General features: G+C 33.5%; 20 protein-coding genes and 1 riboswitch. Of the genes, 5 read left to right on the top strand and 15 right to left on the bottom strand.

The annotated features are described in order from the left end of the window. Window positions 1-25: 25 nt before the first annotated feature. The 3 genes from asmA to mltA form a co-directional block, all read right to left on the bottom strand. Window positions 26-1,912, bottom strand: coding sequence for an outer membrane assembly protein AsmA (asmA, locus tag A9G47_RS09965; RefSeq protein WP_065642788.1), 1,887 nt, complete (start codon window positions 1,910-1,912; stop codon window positions 26-28). Between the two features lie 32 nt (window positions 1,913-1,944). Continuing rightward, on the bottom strand, window positions 1,945-2,526 hold the full coding sequence (gene dcd, locus A9G47_RS09960) for a dCTP deaminase (RefSeq protein ID WP_065567715.1): 582 nt from the start codon (window positions 2,524-2,526) through the stop codon (window positions 1,945-1,947). Between the two features lie 70 nt (window positions 2,527-2,596). Continuing rightward, on the bottom strand, window positions 2,597-3,697 hold the full coding sequence (mltA, locus tag A9G47_RS09955; RefSeq protein ID WP_081297862.1) for a murein transglycosylase A: 1,101 nt from the start codon (window positions 3,695-3,697) through the stop codon (window positions 2,597-2,599). Between the two features lie 196 nt (window positions 3,698-3,893). On the opposite strand from mltA, the gene cycA reads away from it, so the two are divergent. After that, a complete protein-coding gene (gene cycA, locus A9G47_RS09950; protein ID WP_065567716.1) occupies window positions 3,894-5,264 on the top strand; it encodes a D-serine/D-alanine/glycine transporter in 1,371 nt (456 codons plus the stop codon). 46 nt (window positions 5,265-5,310) lie between these two features. On the opposite strand, the gene A9G47_RS09945 is transcribed toward cycA, so the two are convergent. Continuing rightward, on the bottom strand, window positions 5,311-6,336 hold the full coding sequence (locus tag A9G47_RS09945; RefSeq protein WP_065567717.1) for a TerC/Alx family metal homeostasis membrane protein: 1,026 nt from the start codon (window positions 6,334-6,336) through the stop codon (window positions 5,311-5,313). A 181-nt stretch (window positions 6,337-6,517) separates the two neighbouring features. On the opposite strand from A9G47_RS09945, the gene dacB reads away from it, so the two are divergent. Then, a complete protein-coding gene (dacB, locus tag A9G47_RS09940) occupies window positions 6,518-7,954 on the top strand; it encodes a serine-type D-Ala-D-Ala carboxypeptidase (RefSeq protein ID WP_065567718.1) in 1,437 nt (478 codons plus the stop codon). A 58-nt stretch (window positions 7,955-8,012) separates the two neighbouring features. On the opposite strand, the gene A9G47_RS09935 is transcribed toward dacB, so the two are convergent. Together A9G47_RS09935 and A9G47_RS09930 are read right to left on the bottom strand one after the other, a co-directional pair. Next, on the bottom strand, window positions 8,013-9,848 hold the full coding sequence (locus A9G47_RS09935) for an ABC transporter ATP-binding protein (RefSeq protein WP_065579740.1): 1,836 nt from the start codon (window positions 9,846-9,848) through the stop codon (window positions 8,013-8,015). 254 nt (window positions 9,849-10,102) lie between these two features. Beyond that, the gene (locus tag A9G47_RS09930; protein ID WP_065579741.1) at window positions 10,103-10,795 is read right to left on the bottom strand and encodes a LexA family transcriptional regulator; all 693 of its coding nucleotides are present in this window, start codon (window positions 10,793-10,795) and stop codon (window positions 10,103-10,105) included. A gap of 616 nt (window positions 10,796-11,411) precedes the next feature. On the opposite strand from A9G47_RS09930, the gene A9G47_RS13630 reads away from it, so the two are divergent. After that, on the top strand, window positions 11,412-11,588 hold the full coding sequence (locus A9G47_RS13630; RefSeq protein WP_081295562.1) for a Sec-independent protein translocase subunit TatA: 177 nt from the start codon (window positions 11,412-11,414) through the stop codon (window positions 11,586-11,588). A gap of 14 nt (window positions 11,589-11,602) precedes the next feature. Beyond that, window positions 11,603-12,787 (top strand): FAD-dependent monooxygenase, encoded by a 1,185-nt coding sequence (locus A9G47_RS09925; protein WP_065642787.1) that lies wholly within the window; start codon window positions 11,603-11,605, stop codon window positions 12,785-12,787. 617 nt (window positions 12,788-13,404) lie between these two features. Here A9G47_RS09925 and A9G47_RS09920 read toward each other — a convergent pair. The 4 genes from A9G47_RS09920 to raiA all read right to left on the bottom strand — a co-directional run bounded on the left by A9G47_RS09920 (window position 13,405) and on the right by raiA (window position 17,284). Further along, window positions 13,405-14,589, bottom strand: a complete 1,185-nt coding sequence (locus tag A9G47_RS09920; protein WP_065579743.1) for an MFS transporter — start codon at window positions 14,587-14,589, stop codon at window positions 13,405-13,407. Window positions 14,590-14,657: 68 nt separating this feature from the next. Continuing rightward, window positions 14,658-15,701 carry an A/G-specific adenine glycosylase gene (gene mutY, locus A9G47_RS09915; protein ID WP_065567723.1) on the bottom strand — a complete coding sequence of 348 codons (1,044 nt, stop codon included), beginning with the start codon at window positions 15,699-15,701 and terminating at the stop codon, window positions 14,658-14,660. Between the two features lie 5 nt (window positions 15,702-15,706). Continuing rightward, entirely contained in the window at window positions 15,707-16,858 is a 1,152-nt protein-coding gene (gene pheA, locus A9G47_RS09910) for a bifunctional chorismate mutase/prephenate dehydratase (protein ID WP_065642786.1), read from the bottom strand. A gap of 96 nt (window positions 16,859-16,954) precedes the next feature. Then, window positions 16,955-17,284: a ribosome-associated translation inhibitor RaiA gene (gene raiA, locus A9G47_RS09905; protein WP_065567725.1), complete on the bottom strand. Its 330-nt coding sequence runs from the start codon at window positions 17,282-17,284 to the stop codon at window positions 16,955-16,957. 405 nt (window positions 17,285-17,689) lie between these two features. On the opposite strand from raiA, the gene trmJ reads away from it, so the two are divergent. Beyond that, complete coding sequence (trmJ, locus tag A9G47_RS09900) at window positions 17,690-18,376, top strand: tRNA (cytosine(32)/uridine(32)-2'-O)-methyltransferase TrmJ (RefSeq protein WP_065567783.1); 687 nt, start codon at window positions 17,690-17,692, stop codon at window positions 18,374-18,376. A 76-nt stretch (window positions 18,377-18,452) separates the two neighbouring features. On the opposite strand, the gene cysS is transcribed toward trmJ, so the two are convergent. The 5 genes from cysS to mog all read right to left on the bottom strand — a co-directional run bounded on the left by cysS (window position 18,453) and on the right by mog (window position 24,024). Beyond that, window positions 18,453-19,844, bottom strand: a complete 1,392-nt coding sequence (gene cysS / locus A9G47_RS09895) for a cysteine--tRNA ligase (protein WP_065642785.1) — start codon at window positions 19,842-19,844, stop codon at window positions 18,453-18,455. A gap of 619 nt (window positions 19,845-20,463) precedes the next feature. Continuing rightward, on the bottom strand, window positions 20,464-20,709 hold the full coding sequence (locus A9G47_RS09890; RefSeq protein ID WP_065567727.1) for a GlsB/YeaQ/YmgE family stress response membrane protein: 246 nt from the start codon (window positions 20,707-20,709) through the stop codon (window positions 20,464-20,466). 357 nt (window positions 20,710-21,066) lie between these two features. Beyond that, window positions 21,067-22,431 (bottom strand): lysine-sensitive aspartokinase 3, encoded by a 1,365-nt coding sequence (gene lysC / locus A9G47_RS09885; RefSeq protein ID WP_065642784.1) that lies wholly within the window; start codon window positions 22,429-22,431, stop codon window positions 21,067-21,069. A gap of 74 nt (window positions 22,432-22,505) precedes the next feature. Next, a riboswitch (Lysine riboswitch) is annotated at window positions 22,506-22,679 on the bottom strand. A gap of 109 nt (window positions 22,680-22,788) precedes the next feature. Then, a complete protein-coding gene (gene argR / locus A9G47_RS09880; RefSeq protein WP_065579746.1) occupies window positions 22,789-23,247 on the bottom strand; it encodes a transcriptional regulator ArgR in 459 nt (152 codons plus the stop codon). 198 nt (window positions 23,248-23,445) lie between these two features. Continuing rightward, window positions 23,446-24,024 carry a molybdopterin adenylyltransferase gene (mog, locus tag A9G47_RS09875; protein WP_065587914.1) on the bottom strand — a complete coding sequence of 193 codons (579 nt, stop codon included), beginning with the start codon at window positions 24,022-24,024 and terminating at the stop codon, window positions 23,446-23,448. Between the last annotated feature and the right edge of the window lie 210 nt (window positions 24,025-24,234).

Genomic DNA, 24,234 nt, shown 5'->3' with positions numbered 1-24,234 from the left:
GGTGAGCTTTGCTCACCTTTTTTTATTACTGCCTTTTTAGTAGTTCGCCTAAGATATTAGAAGTTTTTGATTTAGACTTTGAATTATCTTTAGAATGATGATTTTCTAATTTATCTCGAAGTTTTTCTAAACGATCTTGTAATTTGTCACTAAATACATCATTGATTAATTTAGCAATATCAATTTGATAACGAAGCTTAGCAAATTCACCATAAATACGTAGTGGTATTGTTAACTTTTGTAGCTTTGCAATTACTTCATTTTTAGTATTCCAGCCACCTAACATTTTTAAGTTCAAATTAATATCTAAATCACGGTTTAAGAGCCCGACTCTTCCTGAACCTTCAACGATCTCAAGTATTGCTGAATTCGCTGTTAATGTTGAAAACTCCAAGTTACCTTGCTTCAAATAGGCATTAGCTGAAATTGTTTGAAATTCGGTGTATTTTTTCTGATTTTCAGGTGTTGTATCATTTTTTGAATAGCGAGCTACCGCATTTTGGATAATACTTTCAATATTTAAATTATTGAGCTTTGCATTTGTTACAACAATGGCCACATTGCCTTGTAAGTTTGCTAACAATTTAGAACCTGATAAGGTGTTACTTTGTAAATCCCCGCTAGCATTAAATAAACCATCTAGATCATGTGCCGTATCTATTTGCTTAAAAAATGTATTTAAATCAACATCAGTTATTTTGGTATTTAGTTTTATTAATGTGTTTTTTTGTTTGCCATTTGCAACACCTGTTGCCAATATATGACCTTTAGCAAAATCTAAACTCATATTTCTGAATATAGCAATACCGTCATTATTAGTTATATCAACATTAATATTGTTAAACGTCATTTTATTGGCGTTAAGTTGCTTGATAGTTAACTTAGCCTTAGCATTGAAAGCATTTAAAAAATTTAATTCATTATTGCTCTTTGTAACATTTGACACCACAGGAGGGGTTTGTTGACTATTAGCCTTTCCGTTTGTTTTTTCACCAATTTTCAGTAATGAAGAGAGATCAATTTTATCAGAATTTAACTGCAAATTTATTTCTGGTTTACTTGTTAAATCTGCATTGATAACACCAATGAAATTATTACCATTAACTGAGAAAGATAAATTTTGGCTTTTTAAAATCTGAGGATTATGTTGGTAATTAAAAACGCCACTTATGTTTCCTTTTAATTCTTTTGCTGAATTAGCGATGCCTTTATAAGTAAAATTTAACTTATTTAAATCGATAATTGCTTGTCTTGGAAATTCATTTAAATCGACATTAGCATGTATTAGGTATGACATATCTTGTTGATTTTTATCTACGTTACCGTTTAAATCAATAGCGATATTTTTATCTTTAACTTGTTCTACAATAAGATTAGTATTTCTAAAGTTAATAAGATCATCTTTATATTGTAATACCACTGTACTGTCAGTAACTTCAAATTTATTTAAGCTAAACTGCCAACTAGATGTATTTTTTTTATCTTTAGAATCCGTTGACTCATTAGTGGTCGTATCCATAGGTGTTTTTTTAGCACCATTTTTTGCAATATTACCTTTACTTTCATCAGTGACGTTGATGATTGCTGATTTTATAAATACATTTTTGATAGATAATTTTTTTGAGAAAAGAGGCAATAGTTCAACATCAAGTCGCATATTATCCGCAGTTAATATAGGTTTTTTTACATCGACATCAGATAATTTTACCGAATCTGTTAATATACTCACTTGTGGCCATATATGCCAACGCAAATCGCCATCAATAGTTAATTCATAACCGGTTTTATCTTTTACTGTATCAGAAATAAATCCACGAAAGTTGTTAGGATCTACAAAAACAATAAGTGAAATAATACCGATAGTAATAGCTAAAATTAAGGCAAATAAAAAAACCAATATTTTTTTTACCATATTAATGTTCCTTTGTTAATATTATAAGTTGTTTAGTCTTTATCAATACGACTGGCGACAGCGCCATGTTGGTCTTTATATTTTGCATCTTGCCTTCGATTGTATGGTCTTGCAGCCGCTCCAGTTAATGTTTCAAAACTAAGCGCTCCGATTGTCATTCCTGGTCTAAGTGCTAATGGAATTTTCCCTGAGTTATAGAATTCCAAAACAATTTGCCCTTGCCAACCAGGATCAATTCGATGTGCTGTAACGTGAACCATCAGCCCTAGCCTAGCAAGCGATGAACGCCCATCTAACCAGCCAACCAGATCATCGGGAATAGTGACTGATTCTAAGGTTACGGCTAATGCTAATTCTCCTGGATGCAAATAGAAAGCATCGCTTTCAGCTAATACAATTTCCTCGCTCATCACTCGTTCCAATACCGCAGCAACTTCTTCTTTAGGACCACTTAAATCGATATAAGGTGTGGTATGCTCTCGGAAAGTTCGAAACTGGTTACCTAATCTAATATCAACAGTTGCACCATTAATACAACTTGCTGCTGGTTGTGGTGTGATTTTTAATTTACCGTTTTGTAAATATGCTTCGATATCTCGGTCGCATAATCTCATAAGTAATCCTTAATTCAGCTTGTATTTCTTTATTCTAACAGGAACTTTGAATGTCGTCGATGTTAGTTGTTTAAGGTTTTAGCAACCATGCGCGGCCATAGTGATTATAGTATCCCGCTAATTTGCCAGGTTGATCACCTACCCCTAGATAAAGGTCAAAATGCTGCCCTTTAATTGCACCACCTACATCAAGAGCAACCATTAAACGATTTTCTCGCCTACCACGATATTGCCCATCGCTATCAAGCAGAGGCACGTCAACCAGTACTACAGAACCCATTGGTATTAATGATTTATCAGAGGCGATAGAAGCATTGGCAATTAAGGGAACATTAGCGGCCCCTTTTACTTCGGTATTATATTTGGGTTCAAAAAAAACGAATGAATGGTTTTGAACCAATAATTCTTTAATTTTTTCCTCACTTTTATTCTTAGCCCAATCTTTGATAGCCTGTATCGACATTCTTTCTTTTTCGATTTCACCTTGTTCTACTAGCAATCGGCCAATACTTGAATAACCATGTCCATTTTTACCGCCATAACTAAAGAAAACTAAAGGTAAATCATCTTCAAAATCAACATAGGCACTACCTTGCACTTCCATAATGAAATTATCTATCAAAGAATTACTGTATGCTATTTCAAGACCTTTATTGGCAAGAATACCATTATAAATTTGCTCTCGATTTGGTAATTGTTTTCCTTCACTAACGGGCATTTTATAAATAGGATATTTAAAATCTGTAGTTAGCTCATGTCTTGCTTTAATGATTGGAGTATAATAACCTGTCATATGGACATTTCCATACCCATCTTGCCCCGACATTTCATAACTTTTAAGCCCAACTTTGCTAAATTCGTCAGTTCCTAAGGAACGATTAATCCAATCATCTATCGCTTTATAGATATGTTCATTTTTAAGATACAAAGAGGGCGATGACGACTTGATTTTGGCAATTTGAATCATGTAGTCTGAAATATTTACTGGAATAGCTAATTGTGGATAGCTTACGTTAAACGGAAAAAGGAGGTTGCCATCTTTATATTGTTGACCTTGTTTGACAGGTTTATTTACATTGCTTTGGCTACTAGTTAGAAGAGATAAAATAAATAAAGAGCATAAAGTACATAAAACATAAAAACGATAATAGCGACGTTTCTTTTCTTTCATCTTGATAGATTATTATAATAAGTTAAGTATCATTGTTAGTTATGCTACACAATTCTATTATAAGAAACTACCAATAATTATGGTGTAGTCATAAAAAGTTTTCATAAAAATTCAACTTGCGATTTTATTCTATAGACTTTATAGTCCTATATTCTTTATTAAATTAAGAAATTGAGCAAATAAAAGGAAAATAGCGATGAGCGCTTCCTCAAAGCATGATCTAAAACGGAACCTTTCTAACCGCCATATTCAATTAATTGCAATTAGTGGTGCTATCGGTACCGGCTTATTTATGGGCTCAGGAAAGACAATTAGCCTTGCAGGGCCGTCTATTATTTTTGTCTATATGGTTATTGGATTTGTTCTATTTTTTGTTATGCGAGCGATGGGAGAAATTCTGCTTTCTAATTTAAAGTATAAATCTTTTAGTGATTTCTCTAACGACCTTTTAGGGCCTTGGGCAGGATTTTTCACTGGTTGGACTTATTGGTTTTGTTGGGTAGTTACAGGAATTGCAGATGTTATTGCAATTGCTGGTTATGCTCAATATTGGTTTCCCGAACTGCAATCTTGGATACCAATGTTATTAACAGTTACCTTACTATTAACCTTAAACCTATTAACAGTAAAAATGTTTGGTGAGACAGAATTCTGGTTTTCAATGATCAAAATTATTGCTATTTTAGCCTTGATTGGTATTGGAATAGTGCTTATTTTAACCTCTTTCCATTCTGAACAAACTAATAGCATAGCTACATTTTCAAATTTATGGGAATATGGTGGATTTTTCCCAAATGGAATTATGGGTTTTTTTGCTGGTTTTCAAATTGCAATCTTTGCTTTTGTAGGGATCGAGTTAGTGGGTACAACAGCAGCAGAAACAGTTGACCCAAACAAGAATTTGCCACGAGCTATTAACTCTGTACCTGTCCGAATCATATTTTTCTATGTTTTTGCTTTAATCATCATTATGAGCGTTACACCATGGACGTTAATTTCTCCAAATAAAAGTCCATTTGTTGAGTTATTTACATTAATTGGTTTACCAGCAGCTGCAAGTATCATTAATTTTGTCGTATTAACATCAGCAGCATCTTCCGCTAATAGCGGTATTTACTCTACAAGCAGAATGCTATTTGGGCTAGCTAAAAAACAAGATGCTCCTGAGCCTTTTGGTAAATTATCAACTCGCTCGGTACCCGCTAATGGTTTACTGTTTTCATGTGCTTGCTTATTTGGTGGCGTAGTTTTGATTTATTTAGTACCTAATGTCATGGAAGCTTTTACTATAGTAACCACCATTTCAGCTATTTTATTTATGTTTATTTGGTCAATGATTCTTATTTCTTATATTGCTTATCGTCGTAAAAAAATAAAATTGCATGAACAATCTAAATTTAAAATGCCTGGTGGTATTTTTATGAGTGGTGTTTGTTTAGCTTTTTTTGTTTTTATGATTGTATTGCTTACTTTTGAAGCCGATACTCGCCAAGCACTCGTGGCCACTCCTATTTGGTTTATTATTTTAGCTGTGAGTTATTACATTCGCTCTTTAAAACGCAGATAAATCTAAAAATAAAAAGGCAGGTGATCCTGCCTTTTTATTTTTGTAATTATTGATCTTTATTTTTTACCGGCCAAATAATACTAGCAATAATACCCAAAGTTAAGATGCCTAAAATGACATAAAGACTTGTGGTTGGATCTATATCTATACCACACCCAAATAAATGATTACTAGCATTTAAAGCTAATTTCCCTGCAATAAAAAAAAGTAAGCAAATCACAGCCTTACTAAGATGGACTAAATACTGTTGCATGGCTTGTAAAATAAAGTACATCGTTCTAAGACCTAAAATAGCGAAGATCATGGCGCTATAGACAATTAATGGTTCTTGGCTCACGGCAATTACTGCAGGAACTGAATCAAAAGCAAACATAACGTCACTTAATTCAATTACAACAATACATAAAAATAGTGGTGTAGCATAAAAAAGACTTTTAGGTATTTTATCAACTAAGTTATTGTTTTCAGCTTTTGCAAGCTCTATATCAAGCTGTTTTTGTGACAATAAAAAACTGTGGCCGACAATTTTTGGGTAAGTTGGAAAAATACGTTTGGCAATGCGAAAAGCAAAGTGATTTGAATAATCTTTAATATTTTCGGCATTATCTTGATTTTTCAACATCATTATTCCCGTGCAAGCAACCAATATTGAAAACACCAACTCCATCCAAGGACCTAAATACAACAAACCTGTGCCAATTACGACAAATATGGCGCGAAATATAATAGCACCAATAACCCCCCAATAAAGTAAGCGATGGCGATAGTTATTTGGTACAGCAAACCATGAAAAAATAGCCATAATGACAAACAGATTATCGACCGATAAGGCTTTTTCAAGAACATAACCTGTAATAAATAAGCTGGCTATAGTGCTGCCATGGTGAATGTATAAAAATAGTGCAAATCCTAATGCAACCGCTATCCAAAATAGCGACCAAATAATAGCATTTTTTAAGCTGATTGGTTTATCGTTATGGTGAGCGTATAAATCAATAATAATTGCAGTCACGGCTAGCCCAACAAATACTAATATTGTTTCTATTGGAAAACCTAATGAATTTTGAATCATAGTTATATTACCTAGTATTAAAAGCTATATGAAGTTAACTTTTCTTTTGGCTATGTTAAATTATTCGATAGCACATAATTATAAAAGTGGTTGAGTATATATTGCTAGCTAAATCAAAAAAAGTTATATTTGCAAGTCCCATTTAACTGTTTTAATTTAATAACATTTTGAGCAAGCATTCATGACAAAATTCAGGGTAATAATTTTCTTTCTTCTTCCTTTTTTTTCAGGACTATTACATGCGCAACCAGTAGAGCCTTATATATCATCTTTACCTAAAGGAAGCGATTTGTCTATTTTGGTTCAATCTGTAGGAAGAAGCCCTAAGACATTAGCAAAATATAAAAGCGATCAATTCAAACACCCAGCCAGCACTCAAAAAGTGATAACCGCATTAGCTGCTGAGTTGGAATTAGGTCGAAATTTCCGATTTACAACACGCCTGCAAACTAATGGCGTTATTAGTAATAAACAATTAAATGGTGATCTTATTATTCAACTTAGCGGAGATCCCACTTTTACGCGAGCCAAATTAAAAACAATGATTGCTGAAATGCGCCAAAAAGGTATTGAAAAAATAGCAGGAAATATAATTTTAGATACTTCGATATTTACAAGCCATGACAAAGCTGCGGGGTGGTCATGGAATAATTTAACGGCTTGCTATAATGCCCCACCATCTGCAGCAATTATTGATGATAATTGTTTTTATGCAACTGTGACACCAAATAAAGTAGGTGAAAAAGCCTCAATATCTAAACCTACTAATATTCCAGTTACTGTAACAGCTGATGTCAAAACCATTGCAAAAAACAGTAAAGATCCCAATGATAGGTATTGTGAGTTGGATGTTAGCTATTTAGACAAAAATCGTTATCATTTATCAGGATGTATTGCTGCAAGCTCAGATAAAACACCATTAAAATTTGCAGTAATTGATGGGGTTGAATATTTTTCATCTATTTTAAAAAATGAACTTAAGCAACAAAAGATAACTTATACAGGATCGCTACTTCAACGCAAAGAAAAGAATAATGCTCAATTGACCTTACTCGCCTCTAGCCAATCAGCACCACTTTCAGAACTATTAACTGTCATGCTTAAAAAGTCAAATAATCTATATGCAGATGCTATTTTTAGAACCTTAGGCGCACATTACTATAATGTACAAGGCACATGGCGTAATGGTGGCGATGCAGTTAGACAAATTTTACGCAAAAAAGCAGGTATAAATTTAGAAAATTTAGTGATTGCTGATGGTTCGGGTTTGTCTAGGTTAAACTTGGTAAGCGCTGATAAATTAATGGAAATTTTACAATATATTTCAGCTAATGATTCTCAGCTAAAAATTATTGAAATGTTACCTATTGCAGGTATTGATGGTACATTAAAAAACCGTAAAAGCTTTAATCAGACACCTTTTAAAGAGACAATACGTGCTAAAACTGGTTATATTCAAGGTTGCTATAATTTAGCTGGATTTATCCAAAAACCTGATGGTAAATATGTAGCTTTTGTACAATTATTATCTGGTTATCAAGCGGATAATAAAAACGAATCAAAAAATAGTGCAATTATGCGTTTTGAATCAGAATTTTACAAAAATTTTATTAATTAAGCAGTGATAAGGACATTATAAGTTTAATGTCCTTATTTACTAATAAAAATGTATAAAATTAAATATTATCCCCTAAAAATCCACCGCTTTGATGTTTCCACAGCTGTGCATATAATCCATTTTTTATGAGTAATTCTTGGTGTGTGCCTTGCTCAATAATTTTACCTTGATCAAGTACAACTAACCTATCCATTGCAGCAATGGTTGATAAACGGTGGGCAATGGCAATAACGGTCTTACCTTCCATTAACGTATATAAGCTTTCCTGAATTGCTTGCTCAATTTCGGAATCCAGTGCGCTTGTTGCTTCATCTAACAATAAAATAGGCGCATTTTTAAGAATGACCCGGGCAATTGCAATGCGTTGTCTTTGACCACCAGATAATTTTATACCTCGTTCACCTACAAATGCGTCATATCCTGTTTTACCTTTTGCATCAACTAATGTTTGAATAAAGTTATCTGCATGAGCTCTTTGTGCGGCTTTTATCATTTCTTCTTCTGAAGCATTATTGTTACCATAAAGTAAGTTTTCTCGTACTGAGCGATGTAACAACGAGGTATCTTGTGTTACCATGCCAATTTGAGCGCGCAGGCTTTCTTGAGTAACAGTGGTAATATCCTGGCCGTCAATAACAATTTCACCACTTTGTAAATCATAAAAACGGAGTAATAAATTAATAAGCGTTGACTTTCCTGCTCCTGATCGGCCAACTAAACCAATTTTTTCGCCTGGTTTTATCGTTAGGTCTAAATTCTCAATTACTGAGCTACGTTTTTTCTCATCATAACTAAAATAAATATGTTTAAACTCAATTTTACCTTGAGTTACATTAAGCTTAGGCGCATTTGGTTGATCAATCACTGCTTTAGCGACAGAAAACGTATTAATGCCATCTTTTACTACACCAATATTTTCAAATAGCGCTGCTATTTCCCACATAATCCAGTGTGAAAAACCATTTAATCGAAGTGCTACTGCTGTTGCTGTGGCAATTGCGCCAATACCAATTAATTGATTTGTCCATAGCCACAAGGCAACACCTGTTGTGCTTAGCACTAAGGAAATGGACAATAAATGATTTACTATTTCAAAACTACTGACTAGCCGCATTTGTTTATTAACAGTAACTAAAAACTCATTCATCGATTCTTGAGCGTATTTTGCCTCATTACCTGCATGAGAAAATAGTTTTACTGTTATAATGTTGGTATAAGCATCGGTGACTCGCCCAGTCATTGTCGAACGAGCGTCCGCTTGTGCACTTGCTACTTTACTTAAACGAGGAATAAAATAATACATAGCAATGCCATAAATTAGACACCAGATCATAAATGGCACTAATAACAAAAGATCTAATTGCCCGATGATTGTAGCCATAGTAATAAACGAAATAAGAACATAGATAAAAATATCTGCCACTAAAAAACAAGTATCACGAACTGCGAGTGCCGTTTGCATGACTTTTGCCGATATTCTTCCAGCAAATTCATCTTGAAAAAAACGCATACTTTGATTAAGCACTAACCGATGCAGGTTCCACCGCAATCGCATTGGAAAATTTCCAGCTAGGCACTGATGTTTAATAATCGTTTGTAGCCCAATAATAATGGTACTTCCTATAATGATTAGGGCTAACAGCGCTAATGTTGTTTTTTCTTGTTGCCAAAATTTGCTAGGTTCAACAACTGAAAGCCAATCAATAACTTTACCAAGGGCAGCATATAAAAAAGCTTCAAAAGCACCGCCTAATGCGCTAAAAATAATTAATAGCAACAAAAATAAGCGAGTCCCTTTCGCTGATTGCCATATGAAACTAAAAAAGTTTCTAGCCATAGGTTGAGGTTCATCTTTTGGATAAGATGACACCAATTTTTCAAAAAATTGATACATATTAGACCTGATTCATCATAGCGTTTTTTATTAATACTACTATTAATAATATAAAAAAATAGAGGTAGTGCAAATAGGCATATGTTGCCTTTGAATCTCAATTTATCTGGAATTTCCAATTAATATCATTTAGCTATCTGGTTGCTATTAATGGGTTTATCAATATAGAAGAAATCAATGAGGGAACAAAATATCTAATATTCCCTCTAACTTTCAATTATATATTGAAAGTTAATATATAGCTATTAAAGGTATTAAAATATGTCTTTAATAAGAAGAACAACACGGCCTACAATATGATATTTATGAAAATCTGACTTGGGAACTTCAATGGTTGGATTCTGGCTATTATTACAAATTAATAACCAACCATTAAGTGTTAAACGAACCTTTCTTAAAAAGGTAATATCTTCGTATTCAATTAGATAAATTGCACCATCAACAATACCTGTTATTTCAGTGTTAAGAATTAGTCCATTATTGTTTTCGATTTCTGGTGACATTAAATCGCCTTTGGCCCAGTATATAATTAATTTTTTAGCATCTAAGCCACGGTGCTTAGCCCAACCCTCAATGATAGGATAATTCATCAATGGAGGGGTTTCTCTTACAAAACGTTCTTTTTGTGCTTCCTCTTTTGTTGGTAGTTGTTTATTATAAACAGGAATGCGATAAATATTTTCGCTGTAGATATCTTCATCGCTATTTTTAGAATCTACAAACTCTAGTTTATGACCAGTAGCAAGCCAATTAAAAGAAACATTACATTTTTCAGCGATGACTTCCAAACGTGTCAGTGAAGGGTAAGTTTTGCCAGATAAGTAGTCTCGAATTACCGTTTCGGACATATCGCATTTTTTAGCGAAGGCTGAAACAGATAAACCTTGCATAGAGCTGAGCAATCTATCTTTAAAAGTTTTAACATTATTATTTTTAATTGTATTCATCTTTAATCCATTATATCTATCACTAGTTTATTAATTATAGTGCATTTTTTTATAGTTTTGTATATACCTATTATTTGGAAAACCGATTAAATTAATTTTATTTTTTCACTTTTTCGTTTTTTTAAAATTTATATTTTTGTATTTCTCGTTTTTTAATGTATTGGTAAAAACAGTTGAAGAAAATAATTATTCTTTGTTTTTTGTTTGTTTATTTGTTTTTTTCTGCGAGAAAAATATTTTTTTATGATTGTTTATGCATTTTTTACTTAAAATTGACATTAATCAAAATTTAATAGCAGCGATCAAAATCATTAACTAATTGTTTTTTAAAGATTTAAATCACAACTCACATAATAACCAAACAAGCCAATAACAAATAAAAACGATTGACTAAAGCGAAAAAAAATGGATAATAAGCAGGGTAAGGATTTTTCATTGTTTTCTTTCCTTATATTCCTTATATTTCATGTTGGCCTGTATAGTTTTATACAGGTCTTTTTTTATTCTTGAACTATTTATGAAATCCCTTCATAAAAAGAGTATAATGATCACTCCATAAAATATGTTCTAAAGTCTACCCTAAATAGAGCGTTATATTTATTAAGAGGATTTGATTATGTCTTTTAGTATTCCACACCTTTTAGTGTTTCTTGCTGTCGTTATTTTATTATTTGGCACTAAAAAGTTGCGTAATTTAGGTTCTGATCTTGGTTCAGCATTAAAAGGCTTCAAGAAAGCAATGAATGACGATGATATTGAACCCCAAAATGATGATAAGTTAGATAATAAATAGTTTTGCTTCTAGGTATGAATATTCAATTTGATGTAGCAATTGTAGGGGGCGGATTAGTTGGTTTAGCAACTGCTTGCGCACTTAGCCAATACGCGCTAAAAATAGCGATTATAGATACTAAAATTCACCAGCACCAATCTTTCTCACAGAATGAAATAGGCATTAGAGCCTCAGCTATTAATGGCGCAAGTCAACATTACTTTTCGCAAATAGGTATATGGAATGATTTATGTGCAAGTAAACGTGTACAAGAATTTACTGAAATAGGTGTATGGGAAAAAAATGGCCAAGCTCATTTATCTGCTCATGCCAAAGATTATGGGTATTCCAATCTTGGCTATATAATCGAAAATAATATTATTTCTCATTACCTTTACCAATATGCTTTAAATTGTAGCAATATTAATATTTATAATTGCGAGGCAATTGACTGTGCATTTAATGATGATTTTGCTTTTTTGACACTTGCTAATAAAGCTATCTTACAGACTAAATTACTAATTGGTGCAGATGGTGCTCATTCCTGGGTACGTCAACGCAAAAATATTTCTGTTTTTGAACGCGATTATCTGCATCATGCTGTTATTACAACGGTTGAAACCGAGTACCCTCACCAATCTTGTGCGAGGCAGATTTTTTATCCAAATGGTATTGTGGCTTTTCTGCCCTTGTGGCAGGCCAACAAAAGTTGTTTGGTTTGGTCAACAAAACCAGATAATGCGACTAATTTAGCTTCTCTATCTGAATCAGAGTTTTCTGATGAGTTATTTCGGTTAACTGGCGATAAAGTCGGTCAATGTCAGTTAATTAACCCTCGTATGGTATTTCCATTAAAAGCCCGCATTGCAAGACAATTTATTCAACATCGGCTTGTCTTAATTGGTGATGCGGCTCATACCATTCATCCTTTAGCTGGGCAAGGTGTAAATTTAGGTTTTCAAGATTCTGCATTATTAGTCTCAACAATTAAAACATTAATCGATGAACAAAAAGATATTGGTTTAGTTTGCAATTTAAAACCATTTCAGTTTACTCGTCGTAAAGATACTTTAGTGATGTTAGCAGCAATGCAAACAATTCAAGATATGTTTAATGGTGATAATTTGCTTAAAAAGATGATAAGAACAGTAGGAATGAATACTATTGATTGTTGTTCTCCAATAAAAAAACAAATTATCAAATATGCTATGCGTATTTAACCGCCATCTTTTAACAATACTCTTGTGGTTTTGCTACAAGAGTTAATCATATTATTTTAAAACAGCTTGATAACATCTTAATATAAAATAGGATACAGGAACAGATGAAACCTAATAAGACGCACATTATGCAGATGTTAACTAAATATAGCTCAACTACATCGTCAACGATTAGCTCATGCTTGAGCTAAATAAACCATTGCACATTAAGCGATGATAATTAGTTACGATATTGTTGTTCAAATATAGTCATTTTTATATCCTTATCTAAAATTACGATTTGCTTTTATGTATATCTTGTTTTTTATTTAAGGCTTAGATTTTTTCAATAATTTTTCTAACTGTCATTTCATCAAATATTTTTGGTAAATAGCCACACAGACCTTTGTTCTGGAAAGCAAATCAGCCATGTTTTTTATTATTCGCAACATCGATGTTATGTAACAAGCCATTTTTATGATTAACCGCTATAGGCTTCTGGATATCTTTTACAAAGTATTAAACATAACACCCATTGAATATAAAACACTAAAATAAGCCACATGATTTTTATATGAATTAAATATTAACCCTCGGGGCTAACACAGATAATAAATCATTTACGTTTGTTAATAACTTTAAGATTTTTGATGAGTTTTAATATAAAAAAACCAACTAGTAATGCCTAATATTGCCAAGGAAGTACTTGCAATAATTATCGCTTTCCATCCGTAATGGCTAAACAAATAAGTCGATCCAGCAGAGCCTAGCATTCCACCAATAAAATAACATACCATATAACCCGTGTTCATTCGGCTACGTGCTTCTGGTCTGATTTGATAAATAGCATTCATATTAGAAACATGAGTAACTTGTACAGCAAAATCTAATAAAACCACCCCTAGAATTAAAGCAGTAATTGAATATTGAGCGAATGAAAGTGGTAGCCAAGATAATAGTAATAAGCTTAATCCAATGGTTGTTGCAATATAACCTTTGCCTTTGTCTGACAATTTTCCAACTATTGGCGATCCCATCGCGCCTGCAGCTCCCGCTAATCCAAATAAACCAATCATAAAATCAGAATAGTGATATGGTGCATTAGTTAACAAAAAGGCAAGTGGTGTCCATAATAATGAAAATAGCGAAAATGAGATAATAGCTAATAATGAGCGAATTCTTAATATCGGTTCTTGTCTATATAATGAACCAATTGAGCATAAAAGTTGAAAATAATTAATATTAATGGTATTACTATATTTTGGTAGTGAAATCGAAAGCAGTAGTGTCACAATAATCATAACACCTGTTGCAATCCAATATACACCATGCCAATCCGCAATTGAGGATATAGCGCCAGCAAAAGTTCTTCCCAATAAAATACCTAGTAACATACCGCTCATTAAAGTACCAACAACTTTACCTCGATGATCTGGCCTTGAGAGTGTTGCCGCAAAAGGTATTAAGACTTGAGCAACCGTTGAAAATAAACCTGTCATTGCGGTACCGATGATAAGCATCCATATATTTTGAGATAATGCGCTTACCATAAGTCCACAAGTGGATAATATCATTAAAATAATAATTAACCGCTTACGCTCTACCTTATCACCAAGAGGTGTAATAAATAGCAAGCCTATGGCATAACTAAATTGTGCAGCCATAATGATTGCTCCAGCATGTTCTACTTTTATATGTAGATTATTTGTAATTGAATGTAATAGCGGTTGAGCGTAATAATTGCTAGCAATTGTAATACCAATAGCAAATGCCATTAAAAAGACTAAGTAGCCAGATAAGCCTTGATGTTGTTTGTTTTGCATAATTAAATAGAATTAAAAATAATCAGTGATTATATCCTAAAAATAGCATGAGTATTGATAAACAAACGTTAACAAGACGTTTGTTTTAATAAGTTATAAACAGGTGTTGCAAGCCCTATTTTTGCATTGTCGGATTTTAGGTTATACCAATAACCGCAAGGTTGTTCCCAACATTTTGTATGTTTAGTAATTACACAATAAATTGGAACAATATCTAAGTGAAAGTGGCTAAATGTATGGCGAAATGCAATAAGTTGCTTGGGTTTTGTGGTTTCAATACCTTGTTTTTTTAACCAGTCAGTTAATGCTTGTTGGCTTGCAAACTGAGGCAAACAGTATAATCCTCCCCATATGCCAGACGGAGGTCTTTTTTCAAGCCAAATCGTATTATTATATTCCAGCATTAAAAAATAGGCTGTCTTTGCAGGAATGGTACTTTTAGTTTTTTTGGTTGGGTATTGTTGCCAACTTTCTGTCTTATAAGCTAAGCAGTTACCATGCAAAGGGCATAAAGTGCACTTAGGTTTACTGCGAGTACAAACCGTTGCACCTATATCCATCATGGCTTGATTAAACTTTGCAACATCTTGCTTAGGTGTCACTCGCTTGCTTAATTCCCAGAGCTTATTTTCAATCTTTTTAATACCTGGCCAGCCTTCAACAGCAAAATATCGAGTGAGCACACGTTTTACATTGCCATCTAAAATGGGATAATGCTGATTTTGCGAAAGAGATAAAATAGCGCCAGCAGTTGAACGCCCCACACCAGGCAGCGCCACCACATCATCAAATTGTGTTGGAAATGAGCCATTAAATTTTTCCGCAATTGTTTGTGCTGCCTTATGTAAATTGCGCGCTCTTGCATAGTAACCCAGTCCAGTCCAAAGATGTAATACATCATCAAGTGGTGCTTGTGCTAGGTCTGTTATCTTAGGAAATTGCTCAATAAATCGGTTAAAGTAAGGAATCACCGTTGCAACTTGTGTTTGTTGCAACATCACTTCTGATAACCAAACATGATAGGCGCTTTTTTCGAGTTGCCATGGTAATGATTTTCTACCATACTTCTCATACCAGTTAAGTACCGCTTGTGAAAAATGTTGCATTGTCATAATGGTTACATTATAGAAACAATAGAATCACTTGGATAGCACCCAAGCACTTTGGTATATAACGTCATTGACGCTAACTCTTTAAGCGCTGTTTGTATTTCATAAGAATGAATGTTGCCATGTAAATCAATATAAAACATTTCTTCCCATGGTGTACCATGAATTGGACGTGATTCAAGCTTAGTCATGATGATATTATGATTGCGTAATACTAATAACGCATCAACTAAAGCACCAGCTTGTTGGCCTGTTTTCATTAAAATAGTGGTTTTAGCAGGAATTTGATCTGAAACCGCAATTGGTTGCCTTGCAAGCACGATAAAACGCGTTATGTTCTCTTTTTGATTAGCAAAGTTATGTTCAAGAACTTGTAATCCATATAATTCGCCACCATCCTTATTCCCCATTGCAGCAACATTCGGCTTATTCAATTTAGCAACGGTTTCCATTGCTGATGAAGTGCTATCACAATATACAATCTTCCAATGAGGGTGACTTTCTAAGAAATTACTACATTGCTGGAAAGGTTGTGGGTGGCTATAAATAGTGTCGATTTGCGCTAATTGCGAATTCGGCATGGCAAGCACACAATGATCAATAGGTAATGAAAGCTCGCCAATAATATGCAAGTTGGTTTTTTGTAATAAGTCATAAACTTCGTTAATTGAACCAGAGCTAGAGTTTTCTATCGGCAAAATTCCATAGTCGACTTCGCCCCTTTCAACCTGCTCAAATACATCTTTGAATGAAGTACAACTAGATTCGATCATCTGATCTAAGTGAGCACTTGCATAACGGCGTGTTGCTGAATGTGAATAAGAACCCTTAGGTCCTAAAAAAGCAACTTTGGCTGTGGCGATAATATCGTCATTCAGTTTTTCTTGTAAAATTTTTTGTTGTAATAGGACTGAGTCTTCAATAATTAATTGATATAAACGTTTAATAAACACATCATCAAGATGATAGTTTTTCCCTTGATTAATTAATGAAATAATAAGTGAACGCTCACGCTCCATATCGCGAACAGGAATATTTGCTCCAATTTTTGTGTGAATAACTTGTGTTGAAAGATTACGCCGTTTAGCAATAAGCTCTAACAACATCTTATCAAGTTCATTAATTTTATCGCGTAAAGGTAACAAAGGATTTGTAGTCATTTTTATAATGATATTAAAAAAAGATAGGTTGTATTATAACAAGCAAAAAAATAAAGGCACTATCGAAGTGCCTTTTTATTGCATCGAAAAAATAAATCAAATTTCTTCTAATACAGTATCTTTTATACTGCTTGTCGCTCGGCGTGCTTCACCTTTATGTTGCAGTTTATTAAGCTGTTTTTCAAGCTTTTCAATAAGGTCATTAATCGCTGCATACATATCAATATGTTTAGCTGACGCCACTAATGGTGTGCCTTTTGTGATAATGGTTGCATCAACGACAAAGCCGTCTGGCTCTTTGCATAAAATAAAATGAGGATTTATTAATTGTGCTCGCCATTTGTCCAATTTAGTATATTTTTCTTCTAAATAGCTACGCATAGCAGGAGTAATATCCATTTGTTTACTGGTAATATTTAACGCCATAATTAATCTCCTTGTTTTTTCAGACGATGGTTAATGCCGTTATTGATTTGAGCCATTTTCATGATTATACAGTGCCAAATTATATTTGGCTCGTCAATATAATCTTTATTATTAATCCTATTTTGTGATTGTTGTCTAAAAAATTCAATTTTACATTTTATGCTAATTTACTATTAATAGCAGTTAATCACATGTTTGTTTTTTTATTATTTTTATAATGGAAAACAATTTTATTAATATCTAATCGTATCAGTAATCACCTATATTCTGCACCTTAATGCCATTTTAGTATATACTTATTTTATGCATTTTTTAGTTATGATTGATTAATATTTTAATGAGGATGATGTGAATTATTTAGATAATGTAAAAATTGTTTTAGTCGAAACATCGCATACAGGCAACATGGGTTCTGCGGCAAGAGCAATGAAAACAATGGGATTAACTAACCTTTGTTTAGTCAACCCAATCATCAAACCTGATTCTCAATCGATTTCGTTAGCGGCAGGAGCTAGTGATATTATTAAAAATGCACAACTCTTTGCATCGCTTGAGCAAGCAATTGCCGATTGTACTTTAGTAATTGGCACTAGTGCACGTTCTCGTAGTTTACAATGGCCTCATTTAACACCGAAAGAGTGTAGTGATAAAATTATTCAAGAAACGACCAATACTCGTTCTAAAGTTGCTTTAGTGTTTGGGCGTGAGCGAGTTGGTTTAACCAATGAAGAATTGCAAAAGTGCCATTACCATGTCGAAATTCCTGCTAATCCTGATTATAGTTCTCTAAATTTGGCAATGTCAGTACAAGTTTTGTGCTACGAAATTCGCATGTCAATGCTAAATCTTGACGAGCAGCGTTCTGAATTAAAAAGCAACGGCAATATAAACTCAGAGTTTCCGGTAGATGCTGATATAGAGCGTTTTTACCAGCATTTAGAACAAACTTTATTACAGACAGGTTTTATCAATGCCAATCATCCAGGGCAAATTATGGGACGTTTACGTCGATTATTTACTCGAGCTCGTATTGAACAACAAGAGTTAAATATTTTACGCGGCATTTTAACGTCGATAGATAAAAAGTTGTGATAACTGATAAAAAACACCCACTAATATGTGGGTGTTTTTTAAGAACGGCTGATTGTAATAACCAAAAATTAGCCGATTAATTTTTTTTGCGCCAAGTAGTACCATTTGCACCATCTTCAAGAACAATGTTCATCGCATTTAATTTGTCTCGGGCTTCATCTGCTTGCACCCAATTCTTGCTCGCTCTTGCTTCGTTGCGTTGTTTAATTAATGCTTCAATTAATGCACTATCAGCATCCTCTTGATTGTCACCTTGTAAAAACTTTACAGGATCTTGTTCCAATAGCCCCAGCACTGATGATAAATAACGTAATTCAGCAGCTAATTCATTAGCGAGTGGCATATTATTATCTGCTTTAGCTTTATTGATTTCGCGGGCAAGGTCAAAAAGAGTTGAATAGGCTTCAGGTGTATTAAAATCATCATTCATTGCGTCACAAAATTGGCGGTAATAGTTACTATCAGGTGTTGTGCGCGAATGAGCAGGATCGGTGTCTCGTAATGCAGTATATAGCCGCTCTAGCGCTACTCTTGCTTGTTTTAGATTTTCTTCACTATAGTTTAATTGGCTTCGATAATGACCAGATAGTAAAAAATAACGTACTGTTTCGGCATCATAATGCGCTAATACATCACGAATAGTGAAAAAGTTATTGAGTGATTTTGACATTTTTTCTTGGTCTATCATGACCATGCCTGAATGCATCCAATAATTGACGTATTGCCCATCGTGTGCGCAAGTTGATTGGGCAATTTCATTTTCATGATGTGGGAACATTAAATCAGAACCACCACCATGAATATCAAAATGATTGCCTAATTGGTAACTGTTCATCGCAGAACATTCAATATGCCAACCAGGACGACCTTTTCCCCATGGTGAGTCCCAACTTGGTTCGTTAGGCTTTGACATCTTCCATAATACAAAATCCATTGGATTACGTTTAACATCCACCACATCAACTCGGGCTCCTGCTTGAAGCTGTTCTAAATTTTGGCGAGATAAAATACCATAATTTGGATCACTATCTACCGAAAACATAACATCGCCGTTATCGGCAATATAAGCATGATTTTTTAAAATTAATTCTTCAACTAATTGAATGATTTGTGGCATATGATGCGTCGCACGAGGTTCAAAATCAGGGCGTTTTATATTAAGTGCATCAAAATCTGCATACATTTCTTGTAGCATTCGATTAGTAAGTTGATCACAGGTTTCGCCGTTTTCGAGCGCACGTTTAATAATCTTGTCATCAACATCAGTAATATTGCGCACATAAGTTAAATCATAACCTAAAAAACGTAAATATCGCGTGATAACATCGAATGCCACAAACGTGCGTCCATGACCAATATGACAAAGATCATAAATAGTGACGCCACAGACATAGAGCCCGACTTTATTTGGAGTAATTGGTTGAAAGGTTTCTTTTTTTCTAGTTAATGTGTTGAATATTTTTAACATTATAATCTACAAGTTAAATTTAATGGATTTTGTTAAATAATATAACAAAAATCGAGATATGGCGAAATTACTTATTATGAACTTTGTAAGGAAAAATAGACAAATTTAAAATAGTAAGCAATTTTTACCCTTAAATAAATCATTAATTAGTTACACTGAGCATGTTCATTTATTGAAAAATACACTAAAGGATCAATGAATCTATTTCCATAACCTGAAAAATATTATGGTAAATCGTTTTTTTATGTGATTAGAAGACTTATTTGAATCGTGTAAGTAAACATGCATATTTAAGTTATTCATCATCCATTTAACTCAAATATACGTTAAAAGATTTTATTTAATAAAAATGACAATTAAAATGAAGACTGGTTAATGATAGCCTAAATTAGGTGATAAAAAATAATCCTTACGCGCATTATTTAGTTATTATTTCAAACAAAGGATAAAATAGTTAATCTATAAAAGTGGAATTAAGAACGGCTGTTGTTTCTATTTAGAAACGTTAAATTTCTTTTCAAGTTATTCGGTATTAGAATAAGAGGGAGAAAGTGTCTGATAGTTTAAATTATATGGTTATCTAAATTGGCGGTTTCCCGCCAATTTAGCATAAAAACAACTATTGTTTTAAATGGCGATAAATAAAAATAACCACAATCGCCCCAAGCACTGAAATTAACAAACTAGGGAAGTTAAATCCTGTCACACTACCCCAACCAAAGAAGGTGCTAATATATCCACCTACTAAGGCACCCGCAATGCCTAATAAAATCGTTTTTATCACCCCTACACTTCCTAAGGGCATAAAAAACTTCGCAATCCAGCCGGCAATTAATCCTAGAATTATCCAACTTATAATACCCATGATAATTTCCTTTTGTTATTGAACTTAGTTTTAGTTTACTCAGATTAAATAAAAAATCTAACAGGTGTTGATATTTAATGTAATAGCTTTAATCAATTAATTAAAAGTAAAAAACAATATTCAAAATAGATTAATAACTAATGTTAAGCAATTTAACAATAGATGATTAACCTAAAAAATTACCTATATATGAGTGCAGTAGATAAAATATTATTAATTCATTAATAATTTATCTTTATATAATTCGTTATAATTAAAATTGATGGTATTTTGGCCTTATTTTTAACATAAATTATTTATTGAAACAAGAAAATAATTATGAATAAGTAAAAAGGAGATTAAATCTCCCTTTTAATATTACTGTTCAAAAATTGTTTTATGCAGAATTTTAATAATTGCTTCTGCATCATTGCTTTTTGCCAAAAGGCAAAGATTGTGGGTGCTTGCTCCATAACAGCAAAGTCTAATAATGAAATCATCTAGTACACCAAAAACTTCTTTGGCTATACCTTGTGTTGAAGTTAAATTATTTCCAATAATAGCAATTAAAGCCAAGTCTTCTTCAACTGTTACATGGCAAACAGTTGACAGTTCATCAAATAGTTCTTTCGTTAACAAACTGCTACCGTTGGTATTAGTACCTGTGGTATCAATAGTTAATGCGATACTTACTTCAGATGTTGTCACTAAATCAACCGAAATATTATGTTTAGCTAATATTGTAAACACATTTGCTAGAAAGCCTTGTGCATGAAGCATATTTAGGCTAGTTAGCGTCAGCAAAGTTTGTTTGCGACGTAACGCCAACGCTCTAAATACAGGCAATTTAGATGTAATGCTATTAGTGTTGTAAACAATAGTTCCCCCTTCTTGCGGAGCTTTACTGGAACCGACAAAAACAGGAATATTACTACGTACGGCTGGAACCAGTGTTGCTGGGTGTAGCACTTTTGCGCCAAATGTTGCCATTTCTGTAGCTTCAGCAAACGATATCTCATCAATGCGCTTAGCAGCAGGGGTAATACGAGGATCGTTGGTATAAATCCCTGCAACATCTGTCCAAATATCAATTTGACTTGCATTTAATGCTTCACCTAATAAAGCTGCTGTATAATCGCTTCCACCACGACCTAACGTAGTGGTTTTACCAGAACTTTCACTACCAATAAAACCTTGTGTCACAATAACACTGCTATTATTTAGTGATTTTAAATGAGCACAACAAAGCTGTTTAATATCCTCAATTTTAGGCGTGGCTTTACCAAATTTTTCATCGGTGCGCATCACTTTACGTACATCAAACCACATAGCATTTGTTTGCTTTTCTTTTAATATTTCGACAAACAGTTTTGATGACATAATTTCGCCATGACTTACAAGCTCATCTGTTAATGCCGGTGAAGTTGCTAAACTAGCTGCCTCAGACAAAGAAGCTATGTTAGCAATGATTTGGTCGATTTCGCTTCGTAGTTTAGGGTTTTCTGGCAATTGTTCTAAGATGCCGTATTGGATTGATTGAATTTTAGCAATATGTTGAGTGCGCACCTCAGCGTCACGTCCTTCAGCTAATGCAACTAGTAAATTTGTCACGCCAGCAGAAGCCGATAATACAACAACTTTTACGTTGGGATTAGCGATTACAATATTGGCACTATTTACCATTGCTGAATAATCGGCAACACTAGTACCGCCAAATTTAGCAATTACAAATGATGTTTCCATGAATTCCTCATATTAAAAATTTTTATTTTTAACAGAGTTAGAGCGGGAATGTCCTATTTACAATTAAAAAGCACAAACCGTGAAGCGCTCCACCTGTTAAGGTGACAACCCAAGGGATTCAGCCCTTGCAGTCGATTTGATTGCTTCTGGATTGGCAATCAAACCTCGGCATTACATCCCCTCAATCATTTATTAGTGGCTCCAGTTCCTAAAATGATTTACCTGAGTAATGCGCCTCTTCGTTTTTGCAACTTCTGTTACGAAATCAGCGTTGTATAGCATTAACGATTTTATTAATTGTGTCAATAGGTTAAACTTTAAAATTTATTCGACCTGAATATAACGAAATTAAAAGCGCTATAATTCTCGCTCAAATAGTTCAATAATGGTTTGGTACAATTTTTTTACAGTATATTCTTTGGTTGGTGTACTAAAAATTGTATCATCGCCAGCAATTGAGCCCAAAATCCCCTCTGACTTACCGATAGAATCTAACAAACGAGCAATTAGTTGAGCAGCGCCTGGACTGGTTTTTATGACCACCATTGAACTATTGAAATCAATATCGAGGACTAAATTTTTTAATGGACTACTAGTTGTTGGTACACTTATTTCTGCAGGCAAACAATAGACCATTTCGGATTTTGCATTACGGGTTCTCACTGCGCCAAATTTGGTAAGCATGCGTGAGACTTTGGATTGATTGATATTATCAAAACCTTGTTCTTGCAACGCTTGGACGATTTCTACTTGCGAACTAAACTTCTCTTGGCGAAGCATCTCTTTAAATGTCTTAGTGAGATCGGTTGATTTCATAATGTTCCTTGTTTCTTTACTTGTTACTTTTTCTACTAATACATGCAGTTATAATACCGAGAATAAAACTGCGTACTATTCACGCTAGCTTACTCCACGATTTTTTAGATAGTATTAATAACCGTTATTTATATTGATAAATTATACATCTAACGCATAATTATCATATACATAATTATGCGTTAAATTTGCATAAAATTAAAGATTTGACTGAATTGCATCTTTAGGGCGAAAAGACTTGACTATATGATCATGGGTTTCGATATAAGGCCCGTCTAATAGTTGTATACAATAGGGGATACTAGCAAATATACCGTTAATAATGACATTGCCTTGATTATCTTTAACCCCCTCAAGCGTTTCTTTGATTGATTTTGGTCTGCCTGGTAGGTTTATAATTAAGCATTTTTTACGAATAACACCAACTTGCCTAGATAAAATCGCAGTTGGCACAAAATGTAAACTGATTTGCCGCATTTGCTCACCATAACCAGGCATCACCCGATCGGCGATCGCTAATGTTGCATCAGGCGTTACATCTCTCATGGCAGGGCCAGTTCCACCCGTAGTTAAAATTAAATGGCAATGTAAATTATCAACCAGCTCGCATAATGTTTGTTCGATGATAGTTTGCTCATCAGGAATAATATAATTTTCGGTAATAAAAGGCGTTTTTAGTGTTGTTTGCAACCATGATATTAATGATGGAATACCTTCATCTTGGTAAACACCTCTTGAAGCTCTGTCAGATACTGAAATTAAGCCAATTTTAAACATAACACTTATTCCTTAAGCAATAATTAGATATACAGACACAATTGAATTCACTGTGTTAGTGACCACATTCAATAATATGCACCATAATATCGAAATGATAATTTATTTCTTTGGTATAAATAAAATTAAACCGTTCTTTACAATAAATTGATTATATTGTCGATTCATTTAACATGATATTATATCACTTAAATAGTAATTGATTCATTT

Source organism: Gilliamella sp. WF3-4 (assembly GCF_001690275.1).
Classification (GTDB): domain Bacteria; phylum Pseudomonadota; class Gammaproteobacteria; order Enterobacterales; family Orbaceae; genus Gilliamella; species Gilliamella apicola_C.
The sequence above is the reverse complement of the archived record's forward strand: the minus strand, read 5'-3'. Positions and strand labels throughout refer to the sequence as shown.

Bases quoted from the DNA above. Each gene is read 5' to 3' on its own strand.
- trmJ (WP_065567783.1), top strand. From the start codon at position 17,690: ATGGGTTCTGCGGCAAGAGCAATGAAAACAATGGGATTAACTAACCTT.
- A9G47_RS09890 (WP_065567727.1), bottom strand. From the start codon at position 20,709: ATGGGTATTATAAGTTGGATAATTCTAGGATTAATTGCCGGCTGGATT.
- lysC (WP_065642784.1), bottom strand. From the start codon at position 22,431: ATGGAAACATCATTTGTAATTGCTAAATTTGGCGGTACTAGTGTTGCC.
- cycA (WP_065567716.1), top strand. From the start codon at position 3,894: ATGAGCGCTTCCTCAAAGCATGATCTAAAACGGAACCTTTCTAACCGC.
- cysS (WP_065642785.1), bottom strand. From the start codon at position 19,844: ATGTTAAAAATATTCAACACATTAACTAGAAAAAAAGAAACCTTTCAA.
- dcd (WP_065567715.1), bottom strand. From the start codon at position 2,526: ATGAGATTATGCGACCGAGATATCGAAGCATATTTACAAAACGGTAAA.
- mutY (WP_065567723.1), bottom strand. From the start codon at position 15,701: ATGACAATGCAACATTTTTCACAAGCGGTACTTAACTGGTATGAGAAG.
- asmA (WP_065642788.1), bottom strand. From the start codon at position 1,912: ATGGTAAAAAAAATATTGGTTTTTTTATTTGCCTTAATTTTAGCTATT.
- argR (WP_065579746.1), bottom strand. From the start codon at position 23,247: ATGAAATCAACCGATCTCACTAAGACATTTAAAGAGATGCTTCGCCAA.
- dacB (WP_065567718.1), top strand. From the start codon at position 6,518: ATGACAAAATTCAGGGTAATAATTTTCTTTCTTCTTCCTTTTTTTTCA.
- A9G47_RS09925 (WP_065642787.1), top strand. From the start codon at position 11,603: ATGAATATTCAATTTGATGTAGCAATTGTAGGGGGCGGATTAGTTGGT.
- mog (WP_065587914.1), bottom strand. From the start codon at position 24,024: ATGTTTAAAATTGGCTTAATTTCAGTATCTGACAGAGCTTCAAGAGGT.
- A9G47_RS09935 (WP_065579740.1), bottom strand. From the start codon at position 9,848: ATGTATCAATTTTTTGAAAAATTGGTGTCATCTTATCCAAAAGATGAA.
- A9G47_RS09945 (WP_065567717.1), bottom strand. From the start codon at position 6,336: ATGATTCAAAATTCATTAGGTTTTCCAATAGAAACAATATTAGTATTT.
- A9G47_RS09930 (WP_065579741.1), bottom strand. From the start codon at position 10,795: ATGAATACAATTAAAAATAATAATGTTAAAACTTTTAAAGATAGATTG.
- pheA (WP_065642786.1), bottom strand. From the start codon at position 16,858: ATGACTACAAATCCTTTGTTACCTTTACGCGATAAAATTAATGAACTT.
- A9G47_RS09920 (WP_065579743.1), bottom strand. From the start codon at position 14,589: ATGCAAAACAAACAACATCAAGGCTTATCTGGCTACTTAGTCTTTTTA.
- mltA (WP_081297862.1), bottom strand. From the start codon at position 3,697: ATGAAAGAAAAGAAACGTCGCTATTATCGTTTTTATGTTTTATGTACT.
- A9G47_RS13630 (WP_081295562.1), top strand. From the start codon at position 11,412: ATGTCTTTTAGTATTCCACACCTTTTAGTGTTTCTTGCTGTCGTTATT.
- raiA (WP_065567725.1), bottom strand. From the start codon at position 17,284: ATGGCGTTAAATATTACCAGTAAACAAATGGATATTACTCCTGCTATG.